The organism is Pseudomonas sp. 9_2_1 (genome assembly GCF_059295275.1).
In genome coordinates, this window is record NZ_CM181239.1 from 1,798,758 (window position 1) to 1,822,493 (window position 23,736).

At 61.4% G+C, this 23,736-nt stretch carries 23 protein-coding genes; 21 read left to right on the forward strand and 2 right to left on the reverse strand.

The annotated features are described in order from the left end of the window. Positions 1–38 precede the first annotated feature (38 nt). From AC5O5I_RS07995 to AC5O5I_RS08015, 5 genes are all read left to right on the forward strand, one after another. Positions 39–515, forward strand: a complete 477-nt coding sequence (locus AC5O5I_RS07995; protein WP_172226161.1) for a sigma-70 family RNA polymerase sigma factor — start codon at positions 39–41, stop codon at positions 513–515. A gap of 169 nt (positions 516–684) precedes the next feature. Then, positions 685–1,164 (forward strand): histidine kinase, encoded by a 480-nt coding sequence (locus AC5O5I_RS08000; RefSeq protein ID WP_172226158.1) that lies wholly within the window; start codon positions 685–687, stop codon positions 1,162–1,164. A 72-nt stretch (positions 1,165–1,236) separates the two neighbouring features. Further along, a complete protein-coding gene (locus AC5O5I_RS08005) occupies positions 1,237–2,562 on the forward strand; it encodes an MFS transporter (protein ID WP_172226155.1) in 1,326 nt (441 codons plus the stop codon). A gap of 94 nt (positions 2,563–2,656) precedes the next feature. After that, positions 2,657–2,953, forward strand: coding sequence for a type II toxin-antitoxin system MqsR family toxin (locus AC5O5I_RS08010; protein ID WP_172226152.1), 297 nt, complete (start codon positions 2,657–2,659; stop codon positions 2,951–2,953). Between the two features lie 2 nt (positions 2,954–2,955). Beyond that, the gene (locus tag AC5O5I_RS08015; RefSeq protein ID WP_172226149.1) at positions 2,956–3,357 is read left to right on the forward strand and encodes a type II TA system antitoxin MqsA family protein; all 402 of its coding nucleotides are present in this window, start codon (positions 2,956–2,958) and stop codon (positions 3,355–3,357) included. Between the two features lie 71 nt (positions 3,358–3,428). Here AC5O5I_RS08015 and AC5O5I_RS08020 read toward each other — a convergent pair whose 3' ends face one another. Then, the gene (locus AC5O5I_RS08020) at positions 3,429–5,111 is read right to left on the reverse strand and encodes an electron transfer flavoprotein-ubiquinone oxidoreductase (protein ID WP_172226146.1); all 1,683 of its coding nucleotides are present in this window, start codon (positions 5,109–5,111) and stop codon (positions 3,429–3,431) included. Positions 5,112–5,643: 532 nt separating this feature from the next. On the opposite strand from AC5O5I_RS08020, the gene AC5O5I_RS08025 reads away from it, so the two are divergent. From AC5O5I_RS08025 to AC5O5I_RS08065, 9 genes are all read left to right on the forward strand, one after another. Further along, positions 5,644–6,393, forward strand: a complete 750-nt coding sequence (locus AC5O5I_RS08025; protein ID WP_110745644.1) for an electron transfer flavoprotein subunit beta/FixA family protein — start codon at positions 5,644–5,646, stop codon at positions 6,391–6,393. Beyond that, positions 6,394–7,323 (forward strand): electron transfer flavoprotein subunit alpha/FixB family protein, encoded by a 930-nt coding sequence (locus tag AC5O5I_RS08030; RefSeq protein ID WP_494512320.1) that lies wholly within the window; start codon positions 6,394–6,396, stop codon positions 7,321–7,323. Between the two features lie 188 nt (positions 7,324–7,511). Next, positions 7,512–8,336, forward strand: a complete 825-nt coding sequence (locus AC5O5I_RS08035) for a substrate-binding periplasmic protein (RefSeq protein WP_172231010.1) — start codon at positions 7,512–7,514, stop codon at positions 8,334–8,336. Positions 8,337–8,345: 9 nt separating this feature from the next. Continuing rightward, positions 8,346–8,699, forward strand: a complete 354-nt coding sequence (locus AC5O5I_RS08040; RefSeq protein WP_172231007.1) for a DUF4398 domain-containing protein — start codon at positions 8,346–8,348, stop codon at positions 8,697–8,699. Further along, positions 8,696–9,508 (forward strand): OmpA family protein, encoded by an 813-nt coding sequence (locus tag AC5O5I_RS08045; RefSeq protein ID WP_172231004.1) that lies wholly within the window; start codon positions 8,696–8,698, stop codon positions 9,506–9,508. The genes AC5O5I_RS08040 and AC5O5I_RS08045 overlap by 4 nt, the downstream gene beginning before the upstream one ends. A gap of 200 nt (positions 9,509–9,708) precedes the next feature. Beyond that, positions 9,709–11,151 carry an aminotransferase-like domain-containing protein gene (locus AC5O5I_RS08050; RefSeq protein ID WP_494512321.1) on the forward strand — a complete coding sequence of 481 codons (1,443 nt, stop codon included), beginning with the start codon at positions 9,709–9,711 and terminating at the stop codon, positions 11,149–11,151. A gap of 64 nt (positions 11,152–11,215) precedes the next feature. Beyond that, complete coding sequence (locus AC5O5I_RS08055; RefSeq protein ID WP_494512322.1) at positions 11,216–11,695, forward strand: hypothetical protein; 480 nt, start codon at positions 11,216–11,218, stop codon at positions 11,693–11,695. A gap of 130 nt (positions 11,696–11,825) precedes the next feature. Continuing rightward, positions 11,826–12,080 (forward strand): YkgJ family cysteine cluster protein, encoded by a 255-nt coding sequence (locus AC5O5I_RS08060; protein WP_172230995.1) that lies wholly within the window; start codon positions 11,826–11,828, stop codon positions 12,078–12,080. Between the two features lie 33 nt (positions 12,081–12,113). Beyond that, a complete protein-coding gene (locus AC5O5I_RS08065) occupies positions 12,114–12,719 on the forward strand; it encodes an START domain-containing protein (RefSeq protein WP_172288286.1) in 606 nt (201 codons plus the stop codon). Positions 12,720–12,832: 113 nt separating this feature from the next. Here the strand turns inward: AC5O5I_RS08065 and gltA are convergent, their stop codons facing one another. Next, positions 12,833–14,122, reverse strand: coding sequence for a citrate synthase (gltA, locus tag AC5O5I_RS08070; protein WP_027592878.1), 1,290 nt, complete (start codon positions 14,120–14,122; stop codon positions 12,833–12,835). Between the two features lie 352 nt (positions 14,123–14,474). On the opposite strand from gltA, the gene sdhC reads away from it, so the two are divergent. From sdhC to lpdA, 7 genes are all read left to right on the forward strand, one after another. Then, positions 14,475–14,861, forward strand: coding sequence for a succinate dehydrogenase, cytochrome b556 subunit (sdhC, locus tag AC5O5I_RS08075; protein WP_008091902.1), 387 nt, complete (start codon positions 14,475–14,477; stop codon positions 14,859–14,861). After that, positions 14,855–15,223: a succinate dehydrogenase, hydrophobic membrane anchor protein gene (sdhD, locus tag AC5O5I_RS08080; protein WP_008091903.1), complete on the forward strand. Its 369-nt coding sequence runs from the start codon at positions 14,855–14,857 to the stop codon at positions 15,221–15,223. The genes sdhC and sdhD overlap by 7 nt, the downstream gene beginning before the upstream one ends. A gap of 3 nt (positions 15,224–15,226) precedes the next feature. After that, positions 15,227–16,999, forward strand: a complete 1,773-nt coding sequence (sdhA, locus tag AC5O5I_RS08085) for a succinate dehydrogenase flavoprotein subunit (RefSeq protein WP_172287553.1) — start codon at positions 15,227–15,229, stop codon at positions 16,997–16,999. Between the two features lie 11 nt (positions 17,000–17,010). Continuing rightward, a complete protein-coding gene (locus tag AC5O5I_RS08090; protein ID WP_494512323.1) occupies positions 17,011–17,715 on the forward strand; it encodes a succinate dehydrogenase iron-sulfur subunit in 705 nt (234 codons plus the stop codon). A gap of 246 nt (positions 17,716–17,961) precedes the next feature. Beyond that, on the forward strand, positions 17,962–20,793 hold the full coding sequence (locus AC5O5I_RS08095; RefSeq protein WP_172231856.1) for a 2-oxoglutarate dehydrogenase E1 component: 2,832 nt from the start codon (positions 17,962–17,964) through the stop codon (positions 20,791–20,793). 42 nt (positions 20,794–20,835) lie between these two features. After that, on the forward strand, positions 20,836–22,059 hold the full coding sequence (odhB, locus tag AC5O5I_RS08100) for a 2-oxoglutarate dehydrogenase complex dihydrolipoyllysine-residue succinyltransferase (RefSeq protein ID WP_172287555.1): 1,224 nt from the start codon (positions 20,836–20,838) through the stop codon (positions 22,057–22,059). A 95-nt stretch (positions 22,060–22,154) separates the two neighbouring features. Further along, positions 22,155–23,591 (forward strand): dihydrolipoyl dehydrogenase, encoded by a 1,437-nt coding sequence (lpdA, locus tag AC5O5I_RS08105; RefSeq protein ID WP_172230025.1) that lies wholly within the window; start codon positions 22,155–22,157, stop codon positions 23,589–23,591. Positions 23,592–23,736: the final 145 nt, after the last annotated feature.

Below are 23,736 nucleotides of genomic sequence, written 5' to 3' on the forward strand. Positions count from 1 at the left end.
TTCGGGCACAAGCTGGCAGGACGATCTCAGGTAACGTCGTGGAACATTATTATCGCGAACTGGTGGGCTTCCTCTCCGCCCGCCTGGGCAGTCGCCAGGCCGCCGAGGACGTGGCGCACGATGCTTACCTGCGGGTGCTGGAGCGCACTGACGCCGAGCGCATCGAGCACCCGCGCGCCTTCCTCTACCGCACCGCGCTCAACCTGGTGGTCGACCGCCATCGGCGCCATCTGGTGCGCCAGTCCGAGCCGCTGGAGGTGCTGGACAGCGACGAGCGCTGGCACAGCCCGGCGCTCACGCATGACATGCAGCTCGATCAGCGCCTGGCGCTGATGCAGCGCGCGCTGGATGAACTGGGCCAGGTGTGCCGCGAATGTTTTTTGCTGCGCAAGCTCGAAGGCCTGTCGCACCAGCAGATTGCCGAACACCTGGGCGTGTCCCGCAGCGTGGTGGAAAAGCACATCGTCAATGCCATGAAGCACTGCAGGGTGCGCATGCGTGAGTGGGAATCCTGATTGCCGAGTTAAAGCGAAATGAAAATTCCGTCAGTCAATCACTTGATTTATGCGGCTTTCCCGACTTTTATCAAAGAAGACCGCTGCCACGCGTGGGTTTGGCAGTAGCCGTCACTGGCGCAGTTATGGTCATGGAGCCTACCTATCAGCCAACTGCCCAGGTCCGTCCATGGCAAACAAGACCCTGCGCATCCTCATCGCCGACGCACACCCTTGTCAGCGCTTGCAGCTGGAGCGGCTGCTCAACGGCCTGGGCTACTTCCGCATAGCCCCCGTGGACAGTTTCGAGGAGCTGCAGCGCCTGGTGCATTGCGCCTTGCAGCCCTTCCACCTGCTGTTGGGCAATATCGAGCTGGCCAGCCATGCCGGGGTCGACCTGGAGCGCTTCTGCCGGGTCAGCACGCAAATCCAGCACGCCCTGCTTTACCACTCCACCCAGCTGAAGGTGCCAGCCGTACCGCAGACCGAGCGCCAGGCCGTCAGCCTGAGCCTGCCCCAGGTGCCCGATAACGAGGCGCTGGAGTCGTTCATGACGATCATCGACGCACCGCTGCTGGTCGGCAAGTTGCCGCTGCCAGGCGCCATGCCCGCTACCACGACGCGGCCACGGCCGCGCGCCAACTTTGCGCATACGGTGTTCAACCGCTAGCGACGCAGCGGGCAGGGCAACGCGGCAGGTATTTGTTATGCTCTTGCCCTTTGCCGATTTGCGGACCCTGCCATGACTGCCATCGATACCGCTCGCCCGCCGCGCTTCAGCCGCAGCGACCATCGGACCCTGGGCCTGGCGGCGCTGGGCGGCGCGCTGGAAATCTACGACTTCATCATCTTCGTGTTCTTTGCGCTAACCCTCAGCCAGCTGTTCTTCCCGCCCGAGATGCCCGAGTGGCTGCGCCTGCTGCAAAGCTTCGGCATCTTCGTCACCGGTTACCTGGCACGGCCGCTGGGCGGCATCCTGATGGCGCATTTCGCCGACCACCTGGGGCGCAAGCGGGTGTTCAGCCTGAGCATCCTGATGATGGCCCTGCCTTGCCTGCTGATCGGGGTGATGCCGACCTATGCCGACATCGGTTATGCCGCGCCGCTGATCCTGCTGGCCCTGCGCATCCTGCAGGGCGCTGCGGTAGGCGGCGAAGTGCCAAGTGCCTGGACCTTCGTCGCCGAGCATGCCCCGACCGGGCGGCGTGGTTATGCCCTGGGCTTCCTTCAGGCCGGGCTGACCTTCGGTTACCTGCTGGGGGCGCTGACCGCGACGTTGCTGGCGCAGCTGTTCAGCCCACAGGAAATCCTCGACTACGCCTGGCGCTATCCGTTCCTGCTGGGTGGGGTGTTTGGGGTAATCGGTGTGTGGCTGCGCCGCTGGCTTAGCGAAACGCCGGTGTTTCTGGCCCTGCGCGCACGCCAGCAGCAGCCGGTGAAGTTCCCGCTGCGGCGGGTGCTGGGCGAGCACCGTGGGGCGCTGATCCCGGCAACATTGCTGACCTGTGTGCTGACCTCTGCCGTGGTGGTGCTGGTGGTGATCACCCCGACGGTGATGCAACAGCGCTTCGGCATGAGTGCCGGGCATACCTTTGCCCTCAGCAGCGTGGGCATCGTCTTCCTCAACATCGGCTGCGTGCTGGCTGGCCTGCTGGTCGATCGCGTGGGCGCCTGGCGTGCGCTGATGCTCTACAGCCTGCTGTTGCCGCTGGGGATCGGCGCGTTGTACGCCAGCCTGGTGGGGCAGTGGGGCATGACCTGGCTGGCCTATGCGCTGGCCGGGTTGAGCTGCGGTGTGGTGGGCGTGGTGCCGTCGATCATGGTGGGGCTGTTCCCTGCGGAGATTCGCGTGTCGGGCATTTCCTTTACCTACAACGTGGCCTACGCGCTGTGGGCCAGCACCACGCCGCTGGCGCTGATCGCGCTGATGCCGTGGAGCCCGTGGGTGTGTGTCGGCTTTTGTCTGGTGATGGGCGCTGTGGGGCTGCTGACCGCCTTGTATTTCGGGCGTCGCGAGCCATTGGGGCTGGCGGCAGAGCCGATGCCGATCATGTGCGGTGACAAATGAGCCGGTAACGGCTGTGGGGTGGTGAGGCAGACTTCTGGGCGGGGGTTATTGGAATAACCTATTAGCCAAATTTAACCTGGAAGGTTAATTTCTCATGGAAAAGAGAACGCCTCACTGCCCGCTGGAGCGGGTGAAGGCCTTGGCTGCGGCAAGGCGAATCAGCCCTACGGGCGCTGCATTGAGAGGTGCCAAGGCGCTGGGAATGGATTTTTCGGGCATGCTTGAAGTAATCAACAGCTTGAGGCGCAATGATTTCTACAAGAGCATGACCAGCCATATTGATCATCGGGTCTGGGAGGACGTGTATCGCCCGCTTACAGCAATTGGGTACGTTTATCTGAAATTGTCCGTGGTAGACGACGTGCTCATCGTGTCTTTCAAGGAGTTGTAACCATGAGATGTCCAATATGCGGCGGCTCGGAGCTTGCACCTGACGTTCAGGGCATGCCCTATAGCTACAAAGGAGAGGCGACAGTGATCCCTGAAGTAAGTGGCGATTACTGTTCCGCATGTGGTGAATGTGTACTGAGTCATGATGAAGCCATGCGCGTCAGTCACCTGATGACGGTATTCGAGCGCCAGATCAACGCAACTGTTGTAGATCCTTCCTTTATTGCCTCCATACGCAGAAAGTTCGACCTCGACCAGCGCGAAGCGGGTGAGATTTTCGGCGGTGGGGTCAATGCATTCTCCCGCTATGAAAACGGCAAGACCACGCCGCCAGTGGCGCTGGTGAAACTGCTCAAGCTGCTGGACCGTCATCCAGAGCTTTTCGAGGAAGTGCGTACGGCCTGACACCAGGAGGCAACAAAAAGCCCCCGGTTCTCACGAGCCGGGGGCTTTTTGTTACAGCCAGGGCAGGGGCCTTACATGTTCGGGTAGTTAGGCCCGCCAGCGCCTTCAGGGGTGACCCAGGTGATGTTCTGGGCCGGGTCCTTGATGTCGCAGGTTTTGCAATGCACGCAGTTCTGCGCGTTGATCTGGAAGCGCTTGTTGCCGTCTTCCTGGGTGACCACCTCGTACACGCCTGCCGGGCAGTAGCGCTGGGCCGGTTCGTCGTACAGCGGCAGGTTGCTGGCGATCGGCACGTTCGGGTCGGTCAGCTTCAGGTGGCAGGGTTGTTCCTCTTCGTGGTTGGTGCTGGAGAGGAATACCGAGCTGAGCTTGTCGAAGCTGAGTTTGCCGTCCGGTTTCGGGTAGTCGATCTTCTGCGAGTCGGCCGCCAGCTTCAGGCAGGCATAGTCCGGCTTGGTGTCGTGCAGGGTGAACGGCAGCTTGCCGCCGAACCAGTTCTGGTCCACGTAGTTGAACGCGCCACCGAGCAGCGGGCCGAACTTGTGCAAGGCTGGGCCGAAGTTGCGGCTGGCGAACAGTTCGTCATACAGCCAGCTGGCCTTGAACGCGCTGACATAACCGTCGAGCTGGTCACCACCCTCGCGGCCGGCGGCCAGGGCCTCGGCCACCGCTTCAGCGGCGAGCATGCCGGACTTCATGGCGGTGTGGCTGCCCTTGATCTTGGAGAAGTTCAGGGTGCCGAGATCGCAACCGATCAGCGCGCCGCCGTTGAAGACCATTTTCGGCAGCGAGTTCAGGCCGCCTTTGCAGATGGCCCGGGCACCGTAGCTGATGCGCTTGCCGCCTTCGAGGTACTGGCTCATCACCGGGTGGTGCTTGAGGCGCTGGAATTCGTCGAATGGCGACAGGTACGGGTTGGCGTAGGACAGGTCGACGATCAGGCCGACCACCACCTGGTTGTTTTCCAGGTGGTAAAGGAACGAGCCACCGGTGTTGTCCTTGGCCACCACGTCCAGCGGCCAGCCGGCGGTGTGCACCACCAGGCCCTGCTCATGCTTGGCCGGGTCGATTTCCCAGATTTCCTTCAGGCCGATGCCGTAGTGCTGGACATCGGACTCGTTGTCGAGATCGAAGCGCTTGATCAATTGCTTGCCGATGTGGCCGCGGCAGCCTTCGGCGAACAGGGTGTACTTGGCGCGCAGCTCCATGCCCGGGGTGTACAGGCCGTCCTTGGGGTTGCCTTCGCGGTCGACACCCAGGTCGCCGGTGACAATGCCGCGGACCACGCCGTTGTCGTCGAATAGCGCTTCCTGGGCGGCGAAGCCCGGGTAGATTTCCACGCCGAGGTTTTCGGCCTGCTGGGCCAGCCAGCGGCACAGGTTGCCCAGCGAGATGATGTAGTTGCCATGGTTGTGCATGGTCTTGGGCACGAACAGGTCAGGCACCTTGGTGGCGCTGCCGGCATCCTTGAGCACGTAGATGTCGTCGCGCTTCACTTCGGTGTTCAGCGGCGCACCGAGTGCTTTCCAGTCAGGGAACAGTTCGTTCAGGGCGCGGGGCTCGAACACCGCGCCGGAGAGGATGTGGGCGCCGACTTCAGAGCCTTTTTCCACCACGCAGACGCTGATTTCGCTACCGGTTTCGGCGGCCTTCTGCTTCAGGCGGCAGGCGGCGGACAGGCCTGCCGGGCCGGCGCCGACGATGACCACGTCGAATTCCATGTATTCGCGTTCCACAGGTTCTCTCCTACTCATCAAGGCTCGTGCTGTTGCTTTGTCTTATGGGTGCTTGCGCACAGTGGCTCATCACGGGAGCGAAACTGTAGCTGCGCAAATGACGGACTACACCGTTTTGTCTTGGCCGCGCATTATATCTACACCACTTGGCGGGTCCAATACAAACGTTTGTTTGAATTTGCCGCAGGCCAGTAAAATCACAGGAACGCGGCTGGAGGGTGACCGATTTGCCGTATTGACCGGATGGGGTGTTACGGTCAAGATACGAGCGGTTTTACGTTCGCCGTAGGCTTGCAGCCGGGCGCAGGTACACCTCTAAAGACCAGGTGTGGAGCAGGGTTTTCGGGCTGAAATCCGGTTTGTAGTGGAGTTTACACGCCACGACAGAAAATGACCCGCGAGTATTTGTCGCAAGAGTCCGGTCATGACTGTTCGGTCACTGTGAAGTTGCTGCCTCCCGCTACGTCTTCAGAGGTGCCCTTGTACCCACGCGCATCGCTGGGCTCTGCCCCAGGCGACTATCTATTCACCGGAGAGTAACGAGGAATCCATGAAGGTTCTTGTAGCTGTCAAACGAGTGGTCGACTACAACGTCAAGGTTCGCGTCAAAGCGGACAACTCCGGCGTCGACCTTGCTAACGTCAAGATGTCCATGAACCCCTTCTGCGAAATCGCCGTGGAAGAGGCCGTACGCCTGAAGGAAAAAGGCGTTGCGACCGAGATCGTCGTGGTTTCCGTCGGCCCGACCACTGCCCAGGAGCAACTGCGTACTGCCCTGGCCCTGGGGGCCGACCGTGCCATCCTGGTCGAAGCCGCTGACGAACTGAACTCCCTGGCCGTGGCCAAGGCGCTGAAAGCCGTTGTCGACAAGGAGCAGCCGCAGCTGGTCATCCTCGGCAAGCAGGCCATCGACAGCGACAACAACCAGACCGGCCAGATGCTGGCGGCGCTGACGGGCTTCGCCCAAGGCACCTTCGCCTCCAAGGTCGAAGTGGCGGGCGACAAGCTGAACGTCACCCGTGAAATCGACGGCGGCCTGCAGACCGTGGCTTTGAACCTGCCCGCCATCGTCACCACCGACCTGCGCCTGAACGAGCCACGCTATGCGTCGCTGCCGAACATCATGAAGGCCAAGAAGAAGCCGCTGGAGACCGTCAAACCTGACGATCTGGGCGTTTCCCTCGCCTCCACCAACAAGACCCTGAAGGTTGAAGCCCCGGCTGCCCGCAGCGCGGGTATCAAGGTCAAGTCGGTGGCCGAACTGGTCGAGAAGCTGAAGAACGAAGCGAAGGTAATCTAAATGACTATCCTGGTTGTCGCTGAACACGAAAATGGTGCCGTAGCCCCGGCCACCCTGAACACCGTAGCTGCTGCCGCCAAGATCGGTGGTGATGTACACGTGCTGGTCGCTGGCCAGAACGTCGGTGGTGTTGCCGAATCCGCTGCCAAGATCGCTGGCGTGGCCAAGGTGCTGGTAGCTGATAACGCCGCCTACGCCCACGCTCTGCCGGAAAACGTTGCGCCGCTGATCGTCGAGCTGGCCAAGGCCTACAGCCACGTGCTGGCCCCGGCCACCACCAACGGCAAGAACATCCTGCCACGCGTTGCCGCGTTGCTGGATGTCGACCAGATCTCCGAGATCATCGCGGTCGAGTCCGCCGACACCTTCAAGCGGCCGATCTATGCCGGTAACGCCATTGCCACCGTGCAATCCAGCGCTGCGGTCAAGGTCATCACCGTGCGTACCACCGGTTTCGACGCTGTCGCTGCCGAAGGTGGTTCCGCTGCCGTTGAGGCGGTAGGTGCCGCGCACAACGCTGGCATCTCGGTATTTGTTGGTGAAGAGCTGGCCAAGTCCGACCGCCCAGAGCTGACCGCTGCCAAGATCGTCGTTTCCGGCGGCCGTGGCATGGGCAACGGTGACAACTTCAAGCACCTGTACAGCCTGGCCGACAAGCTCGGCGCTGCCGTCGGTGCCTCGCGCGCTGCGGTCGACGCAGGCTTTGTGCCCAACGATATGCAGGTCGGCCAGACCGGCAAGATCGTGGCCCCGCAGCTGTACATCGCCGTCGGTATCTCCGGCGCGATCCAGCACCTGGCCGGCATGAAGGACTCCAAGGTGATCGTTGCGATCAACAAGGACGAAGAAGCGCCGATCTTCCAGGTAGCCGACTACGGTCTGGTCGCTGACCTGTTCGAAGCGGTGCCAGAGCTGGAAAAGCTGGTCTGATCCGCCTGCTTCACTTATAAAGAACCCGGCCCTCGTACAGGGGGCCGGGTTTTTTTATGGTCTGTAGCGGCCTTGTCGCCGGCAAGCCAGCTCCCACAGGTACGGCGCCACGCTTCAGGGCGTTGCAGTACCTGTGGGAGCTGGCTTGCCGGCGATAGGGCCGGATCAAGCAATACAAGGAGTGAGGGATGAGGTTGCGCGGAACGGGCAGGGCGCTGGCATGTGTGGCGGTGTTGATGTCACCACTGGCCATGGCAGCAGGCAAATGCGAGCGCCTGGTGGCGACCGGCAGCCCGGATGCGCCACCGTATTCGTGGCAAGACCCGAAAGACCCGAAACACCTGATCGGTGCCAATGTGGACCTGTTGCGCCAGGTAGCTGGCGAGCTGGGTGTAAAGGTAGAAGTGCTGAATGCGGGCCGTCGCGATCAGGCCTTGGACGAGGTACGCAGCGGGCGCATGGACCTGCTGCTCGACACCCCCATGCAAGTGGAGCAGCTGACCGCGCTGGACTACATCCATCCACCCCTGCAGCTCAACGAGTACCTGGTATGGACGCGCCATGATGCCGTGCTGGACTTCGACGGCCCGGCGGACCTGGCCAGGTACCAGGGCAGTTTGTCCGAACGCGCACGTCTCACGCCAGCCTTCACTGCCTTCGCCAAAACCCAGCTCAAGCTGGTGCCGGCACAGAACCTTACCCAGGCATTCCAGAAACTGGTGCTCGGCCAGGTCGACTATGTGCTGGCTGGCCGCTATGCGGGCATGGCCATGGCCCAGAGCCTGGGCATGAGCAATGACCTGATTGCCCGGGGCTTGCCGGTGGATCGGCCGGGCCTGTACCTGGCCCTGTCACACAACTCGGCATGCAATGACAGCTGGTTGCGTGGGCAATTGGCGAAAAAACTGACAGAATTGCCGATCTCCGGTGCGTCCGAGGCCGTGCTGCAACGTAATGTCGAGCGCTGGAAAGCGCAGCAACTGCGGGTGCCGACGGACGCCCCCAAACACTAGGAAGATTGCGTGAGAACCCAACCACTAATCCTTGCCCTGGCCGTGCTCGGCCTGGCTGGCTGCGCCAATGATCCGGCCCCTGACGAGCAGATGCGCATTTCCGAACAGGCACTGGAGCAGGCCAGGGCCGTCGGTGCCACCGACCAGGTCGAAACGCTGAAACTGGCCGAAGACAAGCTGGCCCGGGCCAAGACCAATATGCTTACCCAAGACTATCGCGATGCGCGCATGCGCGCCGAGCAGGCGGAGCTGGATGCACGTCTGGCCGAGGCCCAGGTGCTGAACCAGAAGAGCGAAGAGCAGCTGCAACTGCTGCAGTCGCGGGTCAAGCGCCTGCGCAAGCAGCTGGAGGTGCAGCCATGATTCGCCGTGCACCATTGGCCGCGCTGGCGTTGCTGGCGCTGGCGGCAGGTTTGCAAGGTTGCGCCAGCCAGCGCAGCAGCTCAGCGCTGGACGACGCCACTGCCGCGTTCCAGAAGGTCAAGGATGATTCCGATGTGCTGCGCAGCGCGCCGCGCGACGTGATTCGTGCTGGCGAATCGCTGGCACGCGCCGAGCGCCTGTCGAGCTATATCGGCACCGGCTCCGATGTGCGGCATTACGCCTATCTCAGCCAGCGCTACAGCGAAATCGCCGGCGAGCATGCCAAGTTGGCGCTGAGCCAGGAGCGTCAGGCCAAGCTCGATCTCGAGCGCCAGCGCCTGCAACTGGCCCTGCGCGAGGCCAAGCTGGCCAGCGTGCAGCAGCAGGGCAAGTGGGTCGAGTCGCAGATTGCAGCGCTGGCCTCGGAGCAGACCGACCGTGGCCTGGTGATGACCCTGGGCGATGTGCTGTTCGATACCGGCCGTGCCGACCTGAAGAACTCGGCCAGCCGTACCGTGCTCAAGCTGGTGCAGTTCCTGCAACTGAACCCGCGTCGGGTGGTGCGTATCGAGGGCTATACCGACAGCACCGGCGCCCCCGAGGACAACGTCAAGCTGTCGCGCGATCGGGCACAGTCCGTGGCCGACATGCTGGTCGACCTGGGCATCGACGAGAAGCGCCTGCAGGTGGAAGGTTATGGCGACCAGTATCCGATCGAGGCCAATGCGTCGGAGCGGGGCAGGGCGCAGAACCGCCGGGTCGAGATCGTGTTTTCCGATGAAAAAGGCAAGCTCGCGCCAGCGCGCTGATTGATGACAAGCGGGGGCTGCAGAGCAGCCCCCGCTTGTGATTGGTCTGGCAGCGGCATAATCCTTTCTATGGCTGCCACGCAATTGTATTGTTGACTATCTTGCCATCTGTCCCAGTACACTTTGCAACTGTTACGGTATCCTCTACCGTCAGTGTGTCGCACAAGAATAACTAGCCGTCCGCGCGTCGAGATCCAGCCATGACCAACCTGCTGCTGTACCAGCGTATCGCCCAGCAACTGGCCGATGACATCCGTCGCGGTGTCTACCAGCCAGGCGAGCGGGTGCCTTCCGTGCGCAAGATGAGCGCCCAGCTCAATGTCAGCCATGCCACGGTGCTGCAGGCCTATGCCAACCTCGAAGACCAGGGCCTTATCCGCGCGCGGCCGCAGTCTGGCTACTACGTGCACCAGACCCCGGCCCTGACTGCCCAGACCCCGGACATCGCCCGGGTCGAGCGCCCCGGTCTGGTGACCCGCGCCAGCATCATCCAGCAGGTACTGACCGAGGCGCGGCGCGACGGCGTTTTCCCGTTTGGCGCCGCCGTGCCGCATGTCGACTATCTGCCCGTGCGGGCCCTGCACCAGCAAATTGCCAAGGTGACGCGCTTTCACAGCCCGCGCGCCTTCAGTTACATGTTCAGCCCGGGTTTCGAGCCGCTGCGCCGGCAGATCGCCATTCGCATGCGCGATGCCGGGGTGCTGGTCGATCCGCGAGAGGTGATCGTGACCCACGGCTGTGTCGATGCGCTGCAGATGTCGCTGCGTGTGCTGACGCGCCCGGGTGATCTGATCGCCGCCGAGTCGCCGACCTATTACGGCTTGCTGCAATTGGCTGACCTGCTGGGCCTGAAGGTGATCGAGATCCCTAGTGACCCGTCCACCGGGATCAGTCTCGAAGCCTTGCAGTTGGCAGCCAACCAGTGGTCGATCAAGGCTCTGGTGCTGACTGCGCGCCTGAGCAATCCGCTGGGCGGCACCGTCCCCGAAGAACGGCAGAAGCAATTGCTGCGCCTGGCTTCGGACTTCGATATTCAGATCATCGAAGACGATATCTATGGCGAGCTGATGTTCGAGCAGGGCAAGACCAAGGCGCTGAAGGCGTACGACCGGCTGGACCGGGTGATCTACTGCTCAAGCTTTTCCAAGACCTTGTCACCGGGGGTGCGTGTTGGCTGGATGATTGCCGGGCGTTACAAGGACGAAATCCAGCGCCTGCAAACCTTCACCACCCACTCGGCCTGCAGCGTGACGCAGATGGGGGTGGCGGCTTACCTGGAAAACGGCGGCTATGATCGCCACCTGCGTTACATTCGCCAGGAGTACCGCAAGAACCTCAGTGCCTACCAGCTGGCGGTGCAGCAGCACTTTCCCGAGGGTACCCAGATGACCCGGCCGACAGGCGGTTTCATTCTGTGGGTGAGCCTGCCTGGGCGGGTCAATACCCAGGAGCTGCACGTGCGTGCGCTGGAGCAGGGGATCAGCATTGCTCCGGGGCTAATATTCAGTAACACAGAACAGTTCAATCACTGCATTCGCTTGAATTGCGGTATTCCGTGGAACAAAGAGGCCGAGCGCGCAGTGATTACCCTGGGTTTGCTGGCGCAACAGCTGTGCAGAGAGCCTGCCCTCACACTTTTGTAAGGCTTGCCAGCAGCCCGCGGAACAGAGAGCATACGCACTTTTCCGGCCAGTCTGTCCAATTGCCATGAGCGCCTTACGCCGTTTTGTCCTGATCTTGTGCCTTGCACCGTTCTGCACGCTGGGTAGTGTCGCCCAGGCTGCGCAGCCGGCTGCTCAGGCGCAGGCGGCCTCGAACAAGCCGGCGCCCAAGGCGGCAACCAAGGCGGCAACCAAGCCGGTGGCGAAGAAGGCCAGCAACAGCAAGGCCAAGCCGGCGCGTAAACCGGTGAGCAAGGCCGTCGCCAAGCCATTGCCCAAGGCAACGCTCGATTTGAGTCTGCCCACGGACCTGGTCGACAACCTCGAGCCGAATGTAGTTACGCCTTCACCCATCCAGCGTCGCAAACCTTTGCTGCCTCCCATGTTCAGCCAGAGCCCTGAGCCCAGCGATAGCCCGTTCCAGCTCAATGGTCGGCTGATCAGCAACGAAATGCAGTTGCAGTTGCGCAATGACAGCCGTCATGACGTGGAAGGGGCAGCCATCGATTTCGAGTATCGTCAGTAACCGGGAACTGACTACCGGGTCACGGCATATTTCCTTGTGCCAGCAATTTCAAACGTCTGTTTGAGCCGTTACTATCCAGGGGCATTCGTCCCGTTTCTGTTTCAGGGAGTCCTGATTTTGGTGAGTTGCCATGAATTGCCGTGAGGGTTGCGGTGCCTGCTGCATCGCCCCGTCCATCACTTCTGCCATGCCGCGCATGCCCAATGGCAAGCCGGCGGGCGAGCGCTGCCTGCACCTGACGGCCGCCAACCTCTGCGACCTGTTCGGCAAGCCCGAGCGGCCGGCGGTGTGTGGTGGTTTCAAGGCAGATGCCGAGGTGTGTGGCAGTGACAGTGAAGAGGCAATCAGGATTCTTGGCTGGTGGGAGCAGATGACGGCGGCGTGACTGGCTGGATCTTCGACAACAAGGATAAACATGATGAGATCGTTCAAGCGTATTGCACTGCTGTGTGGCATGGGTGTTCTGCTGTCGCCTGCTGCCTGGGCCGAAAACTGGCAGGTGGCCAAGGACGAGGAGGGGATCAAGGTTTCCCTCAGCGAAGTGGCGGGCTCCAAGTACAAGGCCTATCAGGGCGTGACCCTGATCAAGGCGCCGCTGGCCAAGGTCCAGGCGTTGCAGGAAGACGTGGCCGGTGCTTGCGCCTGGATTCACGAGTGCAAGACGCAGAAGCTGCTCAAGCATGAAGGTGACCAGAGCTGGACCTACACCCAGTTCAATACGCCATGGCCGGTGACGCCGCGGGATTCTGTGCTGCACGTGACCACGGTCAAGGGTGCTGATGGCAGCCTGACGCGTAACCTGAAGGAGGAACCGACCTATATCCCGGAAGAGAAAGGCTTTGTGCGGGTGGCCAAGGTCGAGGGCTTCTGGAAGCTGGTGCCCAAGGGTGACAACACCGAGGTCACGTACCAGGTGCATACCGAGCCGGGGGGCAGTGTGCCTGCGATGGTGGCCAACAAATTCGTGGTGGATGCGCCGTTCAATACCCTGAAAGGGCTGCGTGAGCGGGCCGAGAAAAACTGAGGTTTTATGCTGCCTGTATTGGTCTCTTCGCGGGCTTGCCCGCGAAGAGACCAATACAGGACAAATAAAAAAGGCTGCCCGAGGGCAGCCTTTTTGCGTTCGGCTGAAAAAGCTTACTTGCGGTCCGTCAGCGCAACGATGTCGCGCTTCTGCTCGCCGGTGTACAGCTGGCGCGGGCGGCCAATCTTGTACGGGCTGGAGAGCATTTCTTTCCAGTGCGAAATCCAGCCCACGGTACGTGCCAGGGCGAAGATCACGGTGAACATGCTGGTCGGAATGCCGATGGCCTTGAGGATGATCCCCGAGTAGAAGTCGACGTTCGGGTACAGCGAGCGCTCGATGAAGTAAGGATCGGTGAGGGCGATCTCTTCCAGGCGCATGGCCAGTTCCAGCTGCGGGTCGTTCTTGATGCCCAGCTCGCGCAGGACTTCGTCGCAGGTCTGCTTCATGACGGTGGCGCGCGGGTCGCGGTTCTTGTACACGCGGTGACCGAAGCCCATGAGCTTGAACGGGTCGTTCTTGTCCTTGGCCTTGGCGATGAAGGTGTCGATGTTCGAGACATCGCCGATTTCATCCAGCATGGTCAGCACGGCTTCGTTCGCACCGCCGTGGGCCGGGCCCCACAGTGCAGCGATACCGGCGGCGATACAGGCGAACGGGTTGGCGCCCGAGGAGCCTGCCAGGCGCACGGTGGAGGTGGAGGCGTTCTGCTCGTGGTCGGCGTGGAGGATGAAGATCCGGTCCATTGCCTTGGCCAGCACCGGGCTGATCGGTTTGATCTCGCACGGGGTGTTGAACATCATGTGCAGGAAGTTTTCCGCGTACGACAGGTCGTTGCGCGGGTACATCATCGGCTGGCCCATGGAGTACTTGTAGACCATCGCGGCCAGGGTCGGCATTTTCGCGACCAGGCGCACCGCGGAAATTTCGCGGTGTTGCGGGTTATTGATGTCCAGGGAGTCGTGATAGAACGCCGACAGGGCGCCGACCACGCCGCACATCACCGCCATCGGGTGAGCGTCGCGACGGAAGCCGTTGAAGAAGGACTTCAGCTGCTCGTGAACCATGGTGTGGTTTTTCACGGTGCTGACGAACTGGGCCTTCTGCTCGGCATTCGGCAGTTCGCCGTTGAGCAGCAGGTAGCAGGTTTCGAGGTAGTCGGACTGTTCGGCGAGTTGCTCGATCGGGTAGCCGCGGTGCAGCAGGATACCTTTGTCGCCGTCAATGTAGGTGATCTTCGACTCGCACGAGGCGGTCGCCATGAAACCAGGGTCGAAGGTGAAGTGACCAGTGGCCCCCAACCCGCGGACGTCGATTACATCAGGACCAACGGTGCCGGTTAAAATGGGCAGCTCGACGGGGGCAGCGCCCTCGATGACCAACTGCGCTTTTTTGTCAGCCATGTGGCCTCCTATTAATGCTAGAAATCATCAGACAGACCCCCCACGCAGGGCCCGCACCACTATAGAGGGATAAATTCAGATGTCAATTTGCCTAAAGGCTTGTTGAAACAGGCTTTGAAGCCTGGTTTTTCGCGAAATTCTCGCCCATTTACGCCTTTTGTTCGCTAAAGGCAATGCGCTATTTGGGCTACCCCGTCACGTTGTCATAAGCAGCCTAACTGTCTATACTCGGCACCCGACCGCCAGGGGCTTGCAAGCCCGAACTGCTGGGGGTCGCCGTTCCCTGGGTGGTGGGTACCTGACCAGTACACTTACCAACAACTTTGCCCTGATTCGCTAGGGGCTCTTCAGTGTGAAAAAAGCCGTGAAAAGCCAACGACCTGTAAACCTAGACCTAAGGACCATCAAGCTCCCTGTCACCGCGTACACGTCCATTCTGCACCGTATCTCCGGCGTCATCCTGTTCATCGGCCTTGCCATCATGCTTTACGCATTGGGCAAATCGCTGGGTTCCGAGGAAGGCTTCGGTGAGGTGAAGGCGTGTCTGACCAGTCCGCTGGCCAAGTTCGTGACCTGGGGCCTGCTATCCGCCTTGCTGTATCACCTGGTGGCAGGTGTTCGCCACCTGATCATGGACATGGGCATCGGTGAGACGCTGGAAGGCGGCAAACTGGGCTCGAAAATCGTGATTGTCATCTCCGTGGTGCTGATCGTTCTGGTGGGAGTTTGGGTATGGTAACCAATGTCACGAACCTGTCGCGTTCGGGCCTCTATGACTGGATGGCGCAGCGCGTATCTGCGGTCGTTCTCGCGGCTTACTTCATCTTCCTGATCGGCTACGTGGTCGCCCACCCAGGCATCGACTACACCCAGTGGCATGGTCTGTTCTCCAACAACGCGATGCGGATCTTCAGTCTGCTGGCCCTCGTTGCCCTGGGCGCTCACGCCTGGGTCGGCATGTGGACCATTGCGACCGACTACCTGACGCCAATGTCGTTCGGCAAGTCGGCAACTGCGATTCGTTTCCTGTTCCAGGCGGTATGCGGCGTTGCGATGTTCGCTTACTTCGTCTGGGGTGTGCAGATTCTCTGGGGTATCTGATCCATGGCTAGCATTCCAACCATTTCCTTCGACGCCATCATCATCGGTGGCGGCGGCGCCGGCATGCGCGCAGCGCTGCAACTGGCTCAAGGCGGCCACAAGACCGCCGTAGTCACCAAGGTCTTCCCGACCCGTTCGCACACTGTATCCGCCCAGGGCGGCATCACCTGCGCCATCGCTTCGGCCGACCCGAACGACGACTGGCGCTGGCACATGTACGATACCGTCAAGGGCTCCGACTACATCGGTGACCAGGACGCTATCGAATACATGTGTCAGGAAGGCCCGGCTGCGGTCTTCGAACTGGACCACATGGGTCTGCCGTTCTCGCGTACCGAAACCGGCCGTATCTACCAGCGTCCGTTCGGTGGCCAGTCCAAGGACTTCGGTAAAGGTGGCCAGGCCGCCCGTACCTGTGCCGCTTCCGACCGTACCGGTCACGCGCTGCTGCACACCCTGTACCAGGGCAACCTGAAAGCCGGTACCACCTTCCTCAACGAGTACTATGCCGTTGACCTGGTGAAGAACCAGGAAGGCGCTTTTGTCGGTGTGATCGCGATCTGCATCGAAACCGGCGAAACCATGTACATCAAGTCCAAGGCCACCGTTCTGGCCACTGGCGGTGCAGGCCGCATCTACGCCTCCACCACCAACGCCCTGATCAATACCGGTGACGGTATCGGCATGGCCCTGCGTGCCGGTGTACCGGTGCAGGACATCGAGATGTGGCAGTTCCACCCGACCGGCATCGCCGGCGCCGGTGTACTGGTCACCGAAGGTTGCCGCGGTGAAGGTGGTTACCTGATCAACGCCCACGGCGAGCGCTTCATGGAGCGTTACGCGCCGAACGCGAAAGACCTGGCCGGCCGCGACGTGGTTGCCCGTTCCATGGTCAAGGAAATCATCGCTGGCAACGGCGTGGGCCCGAACAAGGACCACGTACTGCTGAAGCTGGACCACCTGGGCGAGGAAGTGCTGCACAGCCGCCTGCCAGGTATCTGCGAACTGTCCAAGACCTTCGCCCACGTCGACCCTGTGGTCGCGCCGGTGCCGGTCGTTCCGACCTGCCACTACATGATGGGCGGCGTTGCCACCAACATTCATGGCCAGGCCATCACCATGGACGAAGAAGGCAAGGATCACATCATCCCTGGCTTGTTCGCAGTAGGTGAAGTGGCGTGCGTATCGGTTCACGGTGCCAACCGCCTGGGCGGCAACTCGCTGCTCGACCTGGTGGTGTTCGGCCGTGCTGCCGGCCTGCACCTGGAGAAGGCGCTGAGCGACGGCATCGAGCACCTCGACGCCAGCGACACCGACATCGATGTTGCCCTGAACCGCCTGAACAAGCTCAACGAGCGCTCCACTGGCGAAGACGTTGCCAGCCTCAAGCGCGAACTGCAGAGCTGCATGCAGAACTACTTCGGTGTATTCCGTACCGGCGAATACATGCAGAAGGGTATCGAGCAGTTGGCCGGCCTGCGTGACCGCATCGCCAACGTCAAGATCAACGACAAGTCCCAGGCCTTCAACACCGCGCGGATCGAAGCGCTGGAGCTGCAGAACCTGCTGGAAGTCGCCGAAGCTACCGCCATCGCGGCCGAAGCCCGTAAAGAGTCCCGCGGCGCTCACGCCCGTGAAGACTTCGAAGACCGTGACGACGAAAACTGGCTGTGCCACACCCTGTACTACCCGGGTGAGAAGCGCGTTGCCAAGCGTGGCGTCAACTTTGCGCCGAAGACCGTACCGGCCTTCGAACCAAAAATCCGGACTTACTAAGGGTGGCTGCTATGTTGAAAGTCGAAGTTTATCGCTACAACCCCGACACCGACGCGGCGCCCAAGATGGAGTCGTTCGACGTCGATACCGGCGGCAAGGACCTGATGGTTCTCGATGTGTTGGCACTGATCAAGGAAAAGGACGAGGGTTTCTCGTACCGTCGCTCCTGCCGTGAAGGTGTGTGCGGTTCCGATGGCATGAACATGAACGGCAAGAACGGTCTGGCCTGCATCACCCCGCTGTCGGGTGTGGTCAAGGGCAACAAGCTGATTCTGCGCCCGCTGCCAGGCCTGCCGGTCATTCGTGACCTGGTGGTCGACATGAGCATCTTCTACAAGCAGTACGAGAAGGTGAAGCCGTTCCTGCAGAACGACACCCCGGCGCCGGCCATCGAGCGCCTGCAGTCGCCGGAAGACCGCGATAAGCTGGACGGTCTGTACGAGTGCATCCTGTGCGCTTGCTGCTCGACTTCCTGCCCGTCGTTCTGGTGGAACCCGGACAAGTTCCTGGGTCCGGCCGCTCTGCTGCAGGCTTACCGCTTCCTGGCCGACAGCCGCGACACCAAGACTCAGGAGCGCCTGGCGTCCCTGGATGACCCGTTCAGCGTATTCCGCTGCCGCGGGATCATGAACTGCGTAAACGTTTGCCCGAAAGGTCTGAACCCGACCAAGGCAATCGGTCACGTACGTAACATGCTGCTGCAAAGCGGCACCTGATACAAAGTGTTGTACCTGCAGTAAGCCGAGGTGCGGGTGGTGAGCCCGCACTGAGGTAAAACCCGAGCAAGGGCCCACAAAGCCCGCGCTCATTACCTATGAAGATATGAGACCAGCAGGGGCTTTCCGGGCTGGTACCCGGAAAATCAGCAGGATCCAAGTGGCGTGGTTCAGTCGCTTTATTCGGACTTTTCCAGGTTTGCTGTGGCTCTCGCCGATCAGTCCCCTAATCGAGGGTGACCAAGCATGCAAGAAAGCGTGATGCAGCGCATGTGGGAAAGCGCCCACCTCTCAGGTGGTAACGCTGCATATGTGGAAGAGCTCTACGAGCTCTACCTGCACGACCCTAACGCTGTGCCAGAAGAGTGGCGCACCTACTTCCAGAAGTTGCCCGCCGACGGCAGCACCGCTACCGATGTATCGCACTCGACAATCCGCGACCATTTCGTACTGCTGGCAAAGAACCAGCGCCGCGCCCAACCGGTATCTGCCGGGAGCGTGAGCAGTGAACACGAGAAGAAGCAGGTTGAAGTTCTGCGACTGATCCAGGCCTATCGTATGCGTGGCCATCAGGCTGCCAAGCTCGACCCGTTGGGGTTGTGGCAGCGCCCTGCGCCCGTAGACCTGTCGATCAATCACTACGGCTTGACCAATGCCGATCTTGATACGACCTTCCGTGCCGGCGACCTGTTCATCGGCAAAGAGGAGGCGAGCCTACGCGACATCGTCGATGCACTCCAGAAGACATATTGTCGCACCATTGGCGCCGAATTTACCCACATCGTCGACTCCGAGCAGCGCAGCTGGTTCCAGCAGCGCCTCGAAAGCGTGCGCGGCCGTCCGGAGTTTTCCGCCGACGTGCAGACCCACCTGCTCGAGCGCGTGACCGCCGGTGAGGGCCTTGAGAAGTACCTGGGCACCAAGTACCCAGGCACCAAGCGCTTCGGCCTTGAAGGTGGCGAGAGCCTGATCCCGATGCTGGACGAAATGATCCAGCGTTGCGGCTCCTACGGCACCAAGGAAGTCGTCATCGGCATGGCCCACCGGGGCCGTCTGAACGTGCTGGTGAACACCTTCGGCAAGAACCCGCGCGAGCTGTTCGACGAGTTCGAAGGCAAGAAGATGAACGAGCTGGGCTCCGGTGACGTGAAGTATCACCAGGGCTTCTCCTCGAACGTGATGACCACCGGTGGCGAAGTGCACCTGGCCATGGCGTTCAACCCGTCCCACCTGGAAATCGTTTCGCCAGTGGTCGAGGGTTCGGTGCGCGCCCGTCAGGACCGCCGCAACGACACCGTTGGCGACAAGGTGCTGCCGATCTCGATCCACGGCGACGCTGCGTTCGCTGGCCAGGGCGTGGTCATGGAAACCTTCCAGATGTCACAGACCCGCGGTTTCAAGACCGGCGGTACCGTGCACATCGTGATCAACAACCAGGTCGGTTTCACCATCAGCAACCCGCTGGACGCGCGCTCCACCGAGTACGCCACCGACGTTGCCAAGATGATCCAGGCGCCGATCCTGCACGTCAACGGCGATGACCCGGAAGCCGTGCTGTTCGTGACCCAGCTGGCCATCGATTACCGCATGCAGTTCAAGCGTGACGTGGTCATCGACCTGGTCTGCTACCGTCGTCGCGGCCACAACGAGGCTGACGAGCCGAACGGCACCCAGCCCCTGATGTACCAGCAGATCAGCAAGCAGCGCACCACCCGTGAACTGTATGCCGAGGCACTGATCAAGGCCGGGCGCATCGACGCCGACCGCGCCCAGGCCAAGATCGACGAGTACCGCAACGCGCTGGACAATGGCCTGCACGTTGTAAAAAGCCTGGTCAAGGAGCCGAACCGCGAGCTGTTCGTCGACTGGCGTCCGTACCTGGGCCATGCCTGGACCGCGCGTCACGACACCCGCTTCGACCTCAAGACCCTGCAGGACCTGTCGGCCAAGCTGCTCGAGCTGCCTGAAGGCTTTGTCGTCCAGCGCCAGGTATCGAAGATCTACGAAGACCGTCAGAAGATGCAGGCCGGTGGCTTGCCGATCAACTGGGGTTATGCAGAGACCATGGCCTACGCCACCCTGCAGTTCGAAGGTCACCCGATCCGCATGACCGGCCAGGACATCGGCCGTGGCACCTTCTCGCACCGCCATGCGGTATTGCACAACCAGAAGGACGCCAGCACCTATATTCCGTTGCAGAACCTGTTCCCGGGCCAGCCACGTTTCGACCTGTACGATTCGTTCCTGTCCGAGGAAGCGGTACTGGCCTTCGAATACGGCTACTCGACCACCACGCCGAACGCGCTGGTGATCTGGGAAGCCCAGTTCGGTGACTTCGCCAACGGTGCGCAAGTGGTGATCGACCAGTTCATCACCAGCGGCGAGCACAAATGGGGCCGCCTGTGCGGTCTGACCATGCTGCTGCCGCACGGTTATGAAGGTCAGGGCCCGGAGCACTCCTCTGCGCGTCTGGAGCGTTACCTGCAGCTGTGCGCCGAGCACAACATCCAGGTGTGCGTACCGACCACCCCGGCACAGATCTACCACCTGCTGCGTCGCCAGGTGATCCGCCCGCTGCGCAAGCCGCTGGTGGTGCTGACGCCGAAGTCGCTGCTGCGCCACAAGCTGGCCATCTCGACCCTGGAAGACCTGGCCGAAGGCTCGTTCCAGACCGTGATCCCGGAAATCGACGCGATCGATCCGGCCAAGGTCGAGCGCCTGGTGCTGTGCAGCGGCAAGGTCTACTACGACCTGCTGGAAAAACGCCGTGCCGAAGGCCGCGAAGACATCGCCATCCTGCGTCTCGAGCAGCTGTACCCGTTCCCGGAGGACGACCTGGTCGAAATCCTGGGTCAATACAGCAACCTCAAGCACGCCGTATGGTGCCAGGAAGAGCCGATGAACCAGGGCGCCTGGTACAGCAGCCAGCACCACATGCGCCGTATCCTGGGCCGCCACAACAAGGCACTGGTCCTGGAATACGCCGGCCGCGACGCTTCTGCCGCGCCAGCCTGTGGTTACGCTTCGAAGCACGCCGAACAGCAGGAAAAACTGCTGCAAGACGCCTTCACTGTCTAACACCTTCGCGCACCTGAAACCGAATTTAAGGAAACACAGATAATGGCTATCGAGATCAAAGCCCCAACCTTCCCGGAATCGGTTGCCGATGGCACCGTTGCCACCTGGCACAAGAAGCCGGGCGAAGCCGTCAAGCGTGACGAGCTGATCGTCGACATCGAGACCGACAAGGTCGTCCTGGAAGTACTGGCTACCGCTGATGGCGTGATGGGCGACATCGTCAAGGGCGAGGGCGATACCGTCCTGTCCGACGAAGTACTGGGTTCGATCGTTGAAGGCGCTGCCGCTGCTGCTGCCCCAGCTGCAGCCCCGGCCGCTGCTGCCCCGGCTGGCGCTGCTGCCGACGCTGGCGAAGACGACCCGGTTGCCGCCCCGGCCGCGCGCAAGCTGGCTGAAGAAAACGGCATCGACCTGGCTACCGTGGCCGGTACCGGCAAAGGTGGTCGCATCACCAAGGAAGACGTGGTTGCTGCAGTCGCCAACAAGAAGTCCGCGCCTGCCGCGGCTCCTGCTGCCAAGCCTGCCGCTGCCGCTGCAGCCCCGGTTGTGACCGCCGCTGGCGACCGCACCGAGAAGCGCGTGCCAATGACCCGCCTGCGCGCCAAGATCGCCGAGCGCCTGGTCGAAGCCCAGTCGAACATGGCCATGCTGACCACCTTCAACGAAGTCGACATGACCGAAGTCATGGCCCTGCGTTCGAAGTACAAGGACCTGTTCGAGAAGACCCACAACGGCGTGCGCCTGGGCTTCATGTCGTTCTTCGTCAAGGCCGCCACCGAAGCGCTGAAGCGTTTCCCGGCAGTCAACGCCTCGATCGACGGCAACGACATTGTCTACCACGGCTTCGCCGACGTCGGCGTTGCCGTATCCAGCGACCGTGGCCTGGTGGTACCGGTACTGCGTAACGCCGAGTCGATGAGCCTGGCTGAAATCGAGAACGGCATCGCCACCTTCGGCAAGAAGGCCCGTGACGGCAAGCTGTCGATCGAGGAAATGACCGGCGGCACCTTCACCATCACCAACGGTGGTACCTTCGGTTCGATGATGTCGACCCCGATCGTCAACCCGCCGCAGGCCGCCATTCTCGGCATGCACAACATCATCCAGCGCCCGATGGCCATCAATGGCCAGGTCGTGATCCGTCCGATGATGTACCTGGCGCTGTCGTACGATCACCGCCTCATCGACGGCAAGGAAGCGGTAACCTTCCTGGTCACCATCAAGAACCTGCTGGAAGATCCGTCTCGCCTGCTGCTGGACATCTAATCAAACAGCCACAAGTTGCAAGCTGCAAGCTTCAAGTAGAAGCGTGTAGGCTTGCAGCTTTTGGCTTGTAGCTTGTTGCTGATAAGGAATCTTTTATGACCCAGAAATTCGACGTAGTGGTGATTGGTGCAGGTCCTGGCGGCTATGTAGCTGCCATCAAGGCCGCCCAACTTGGTCTGAAGACTGCCTGTATCGAAAAATACACCGACGGCGAGGGCAAGCTGGCCCTGGGCGGCACCTGCCTTAACGTAGGTTGCATCCCGTCCAAGGCGCTGCTGGACAGCTCCTGGAAGTACAAGGAAGCCAAAGAGAGCTTCAACGTGCACGGTATCTCCACTGGCGAAGTGAAGATGGACGTGGCCGCGATGGTTGGCCGCAAGGCTGGCATCGTCAAGAACCTGACCGGCGGCGTTGCCACCCTGTTCAAGGCCAATGGCGTTACTTCGATCCAGGGCCACGGCAAACTGCTGGCCGGCAAGAAAGTCGAAGTGACCAAGGCTGACGGCACCACCGAAGTCATCGAAGCCGAAAACGTGATCCTGGCTTCCGGCTCGCGTCCGATCGACATTCCGCCGGCCCCGGTCGACCAGAACGTCATCGTCGACTCCACCGGCGCCCTGGAATTCCAGACCGTACCGAAGCGCCTGGGCGTTATCGGCGCCGGCGTCATCGGCCTGGAGCTGGGCTCGGTGTGGGCTCGCCTGGGTGCTGAAGTCACCGTCCTGGAAGCCCTGGACACCTTCCTGATGGCTGCCGACACCGCCGTGTCGAAAGAAGCCCAGAAGACCCTGACCAAGCAAGGCCTGGACATCAAGCTGGGTGCGCGCGTCACCGGCTCGAAAGTCAACGGCGACGAAGTCGAAGTCACCTACACCAACGCCGAAGGCGAGCAGAAGATTACCTTCGACAAGCTGATCGTTGCGGTCGGCCGTCGCCCGGTGACCACCGACCTGCTGGCTTCGGACAGCGGCGTGACCATCGATGAGCGTGGCTACATCTTCGTCGACGATCACTGCGCCACCAGCGTGCCGGGCGTGTTCGCCATCGGTGACGTGGTACGCGGCATGATGCTGGCCCACAAGGCCTCGGAAGAGGGCATCATGGTGGTTGAGCGCATCAAGGGCCACAAGGCCCAGATGAACTACGACCTGATCCCTTCGGTTATCTACACCCACCCGGAAATCGCATGGGTCGGCAAGACCGAACAGTCCTTGAAGGCCGAGGGTGTTGAGGTTAACGTAGGCACCTTCCCGTTCGCTGCCAGCGGCCGTGCGATGGCGGCCAACGACACCGGTGGTTTCGTCAAGGTCATCGCCGATGCCAAGACTGACCGCGTTCTGGGTGTACACGTGATTGGCCCATCGGCTGCCGAACTGGTGCAGCAGGGCGCAATCGCAATGGAATTCGGCACCAGTGCCGAGGACCTGGGCATGATGGTCTTCAGCCATCCAACCCTGTCCGAAGCGTTGCATGAAGCAGCGCTGGCGGTGAATGGCGGCGCCATTCACGTGGCCAACCGTAAGAAGCGTTAATTATAAGAAACCACGGCGGGCTGCCCGTCGTGAGTCTTGCGTGCATGACTCACCGCGGAAAGTCCGCCGGACCGGATCACACGGGAAAACCCGGGGTCAACGGTCACAGGTGGTGCGGCGCCAGTAATGGCGCAGCGCCGAAGCG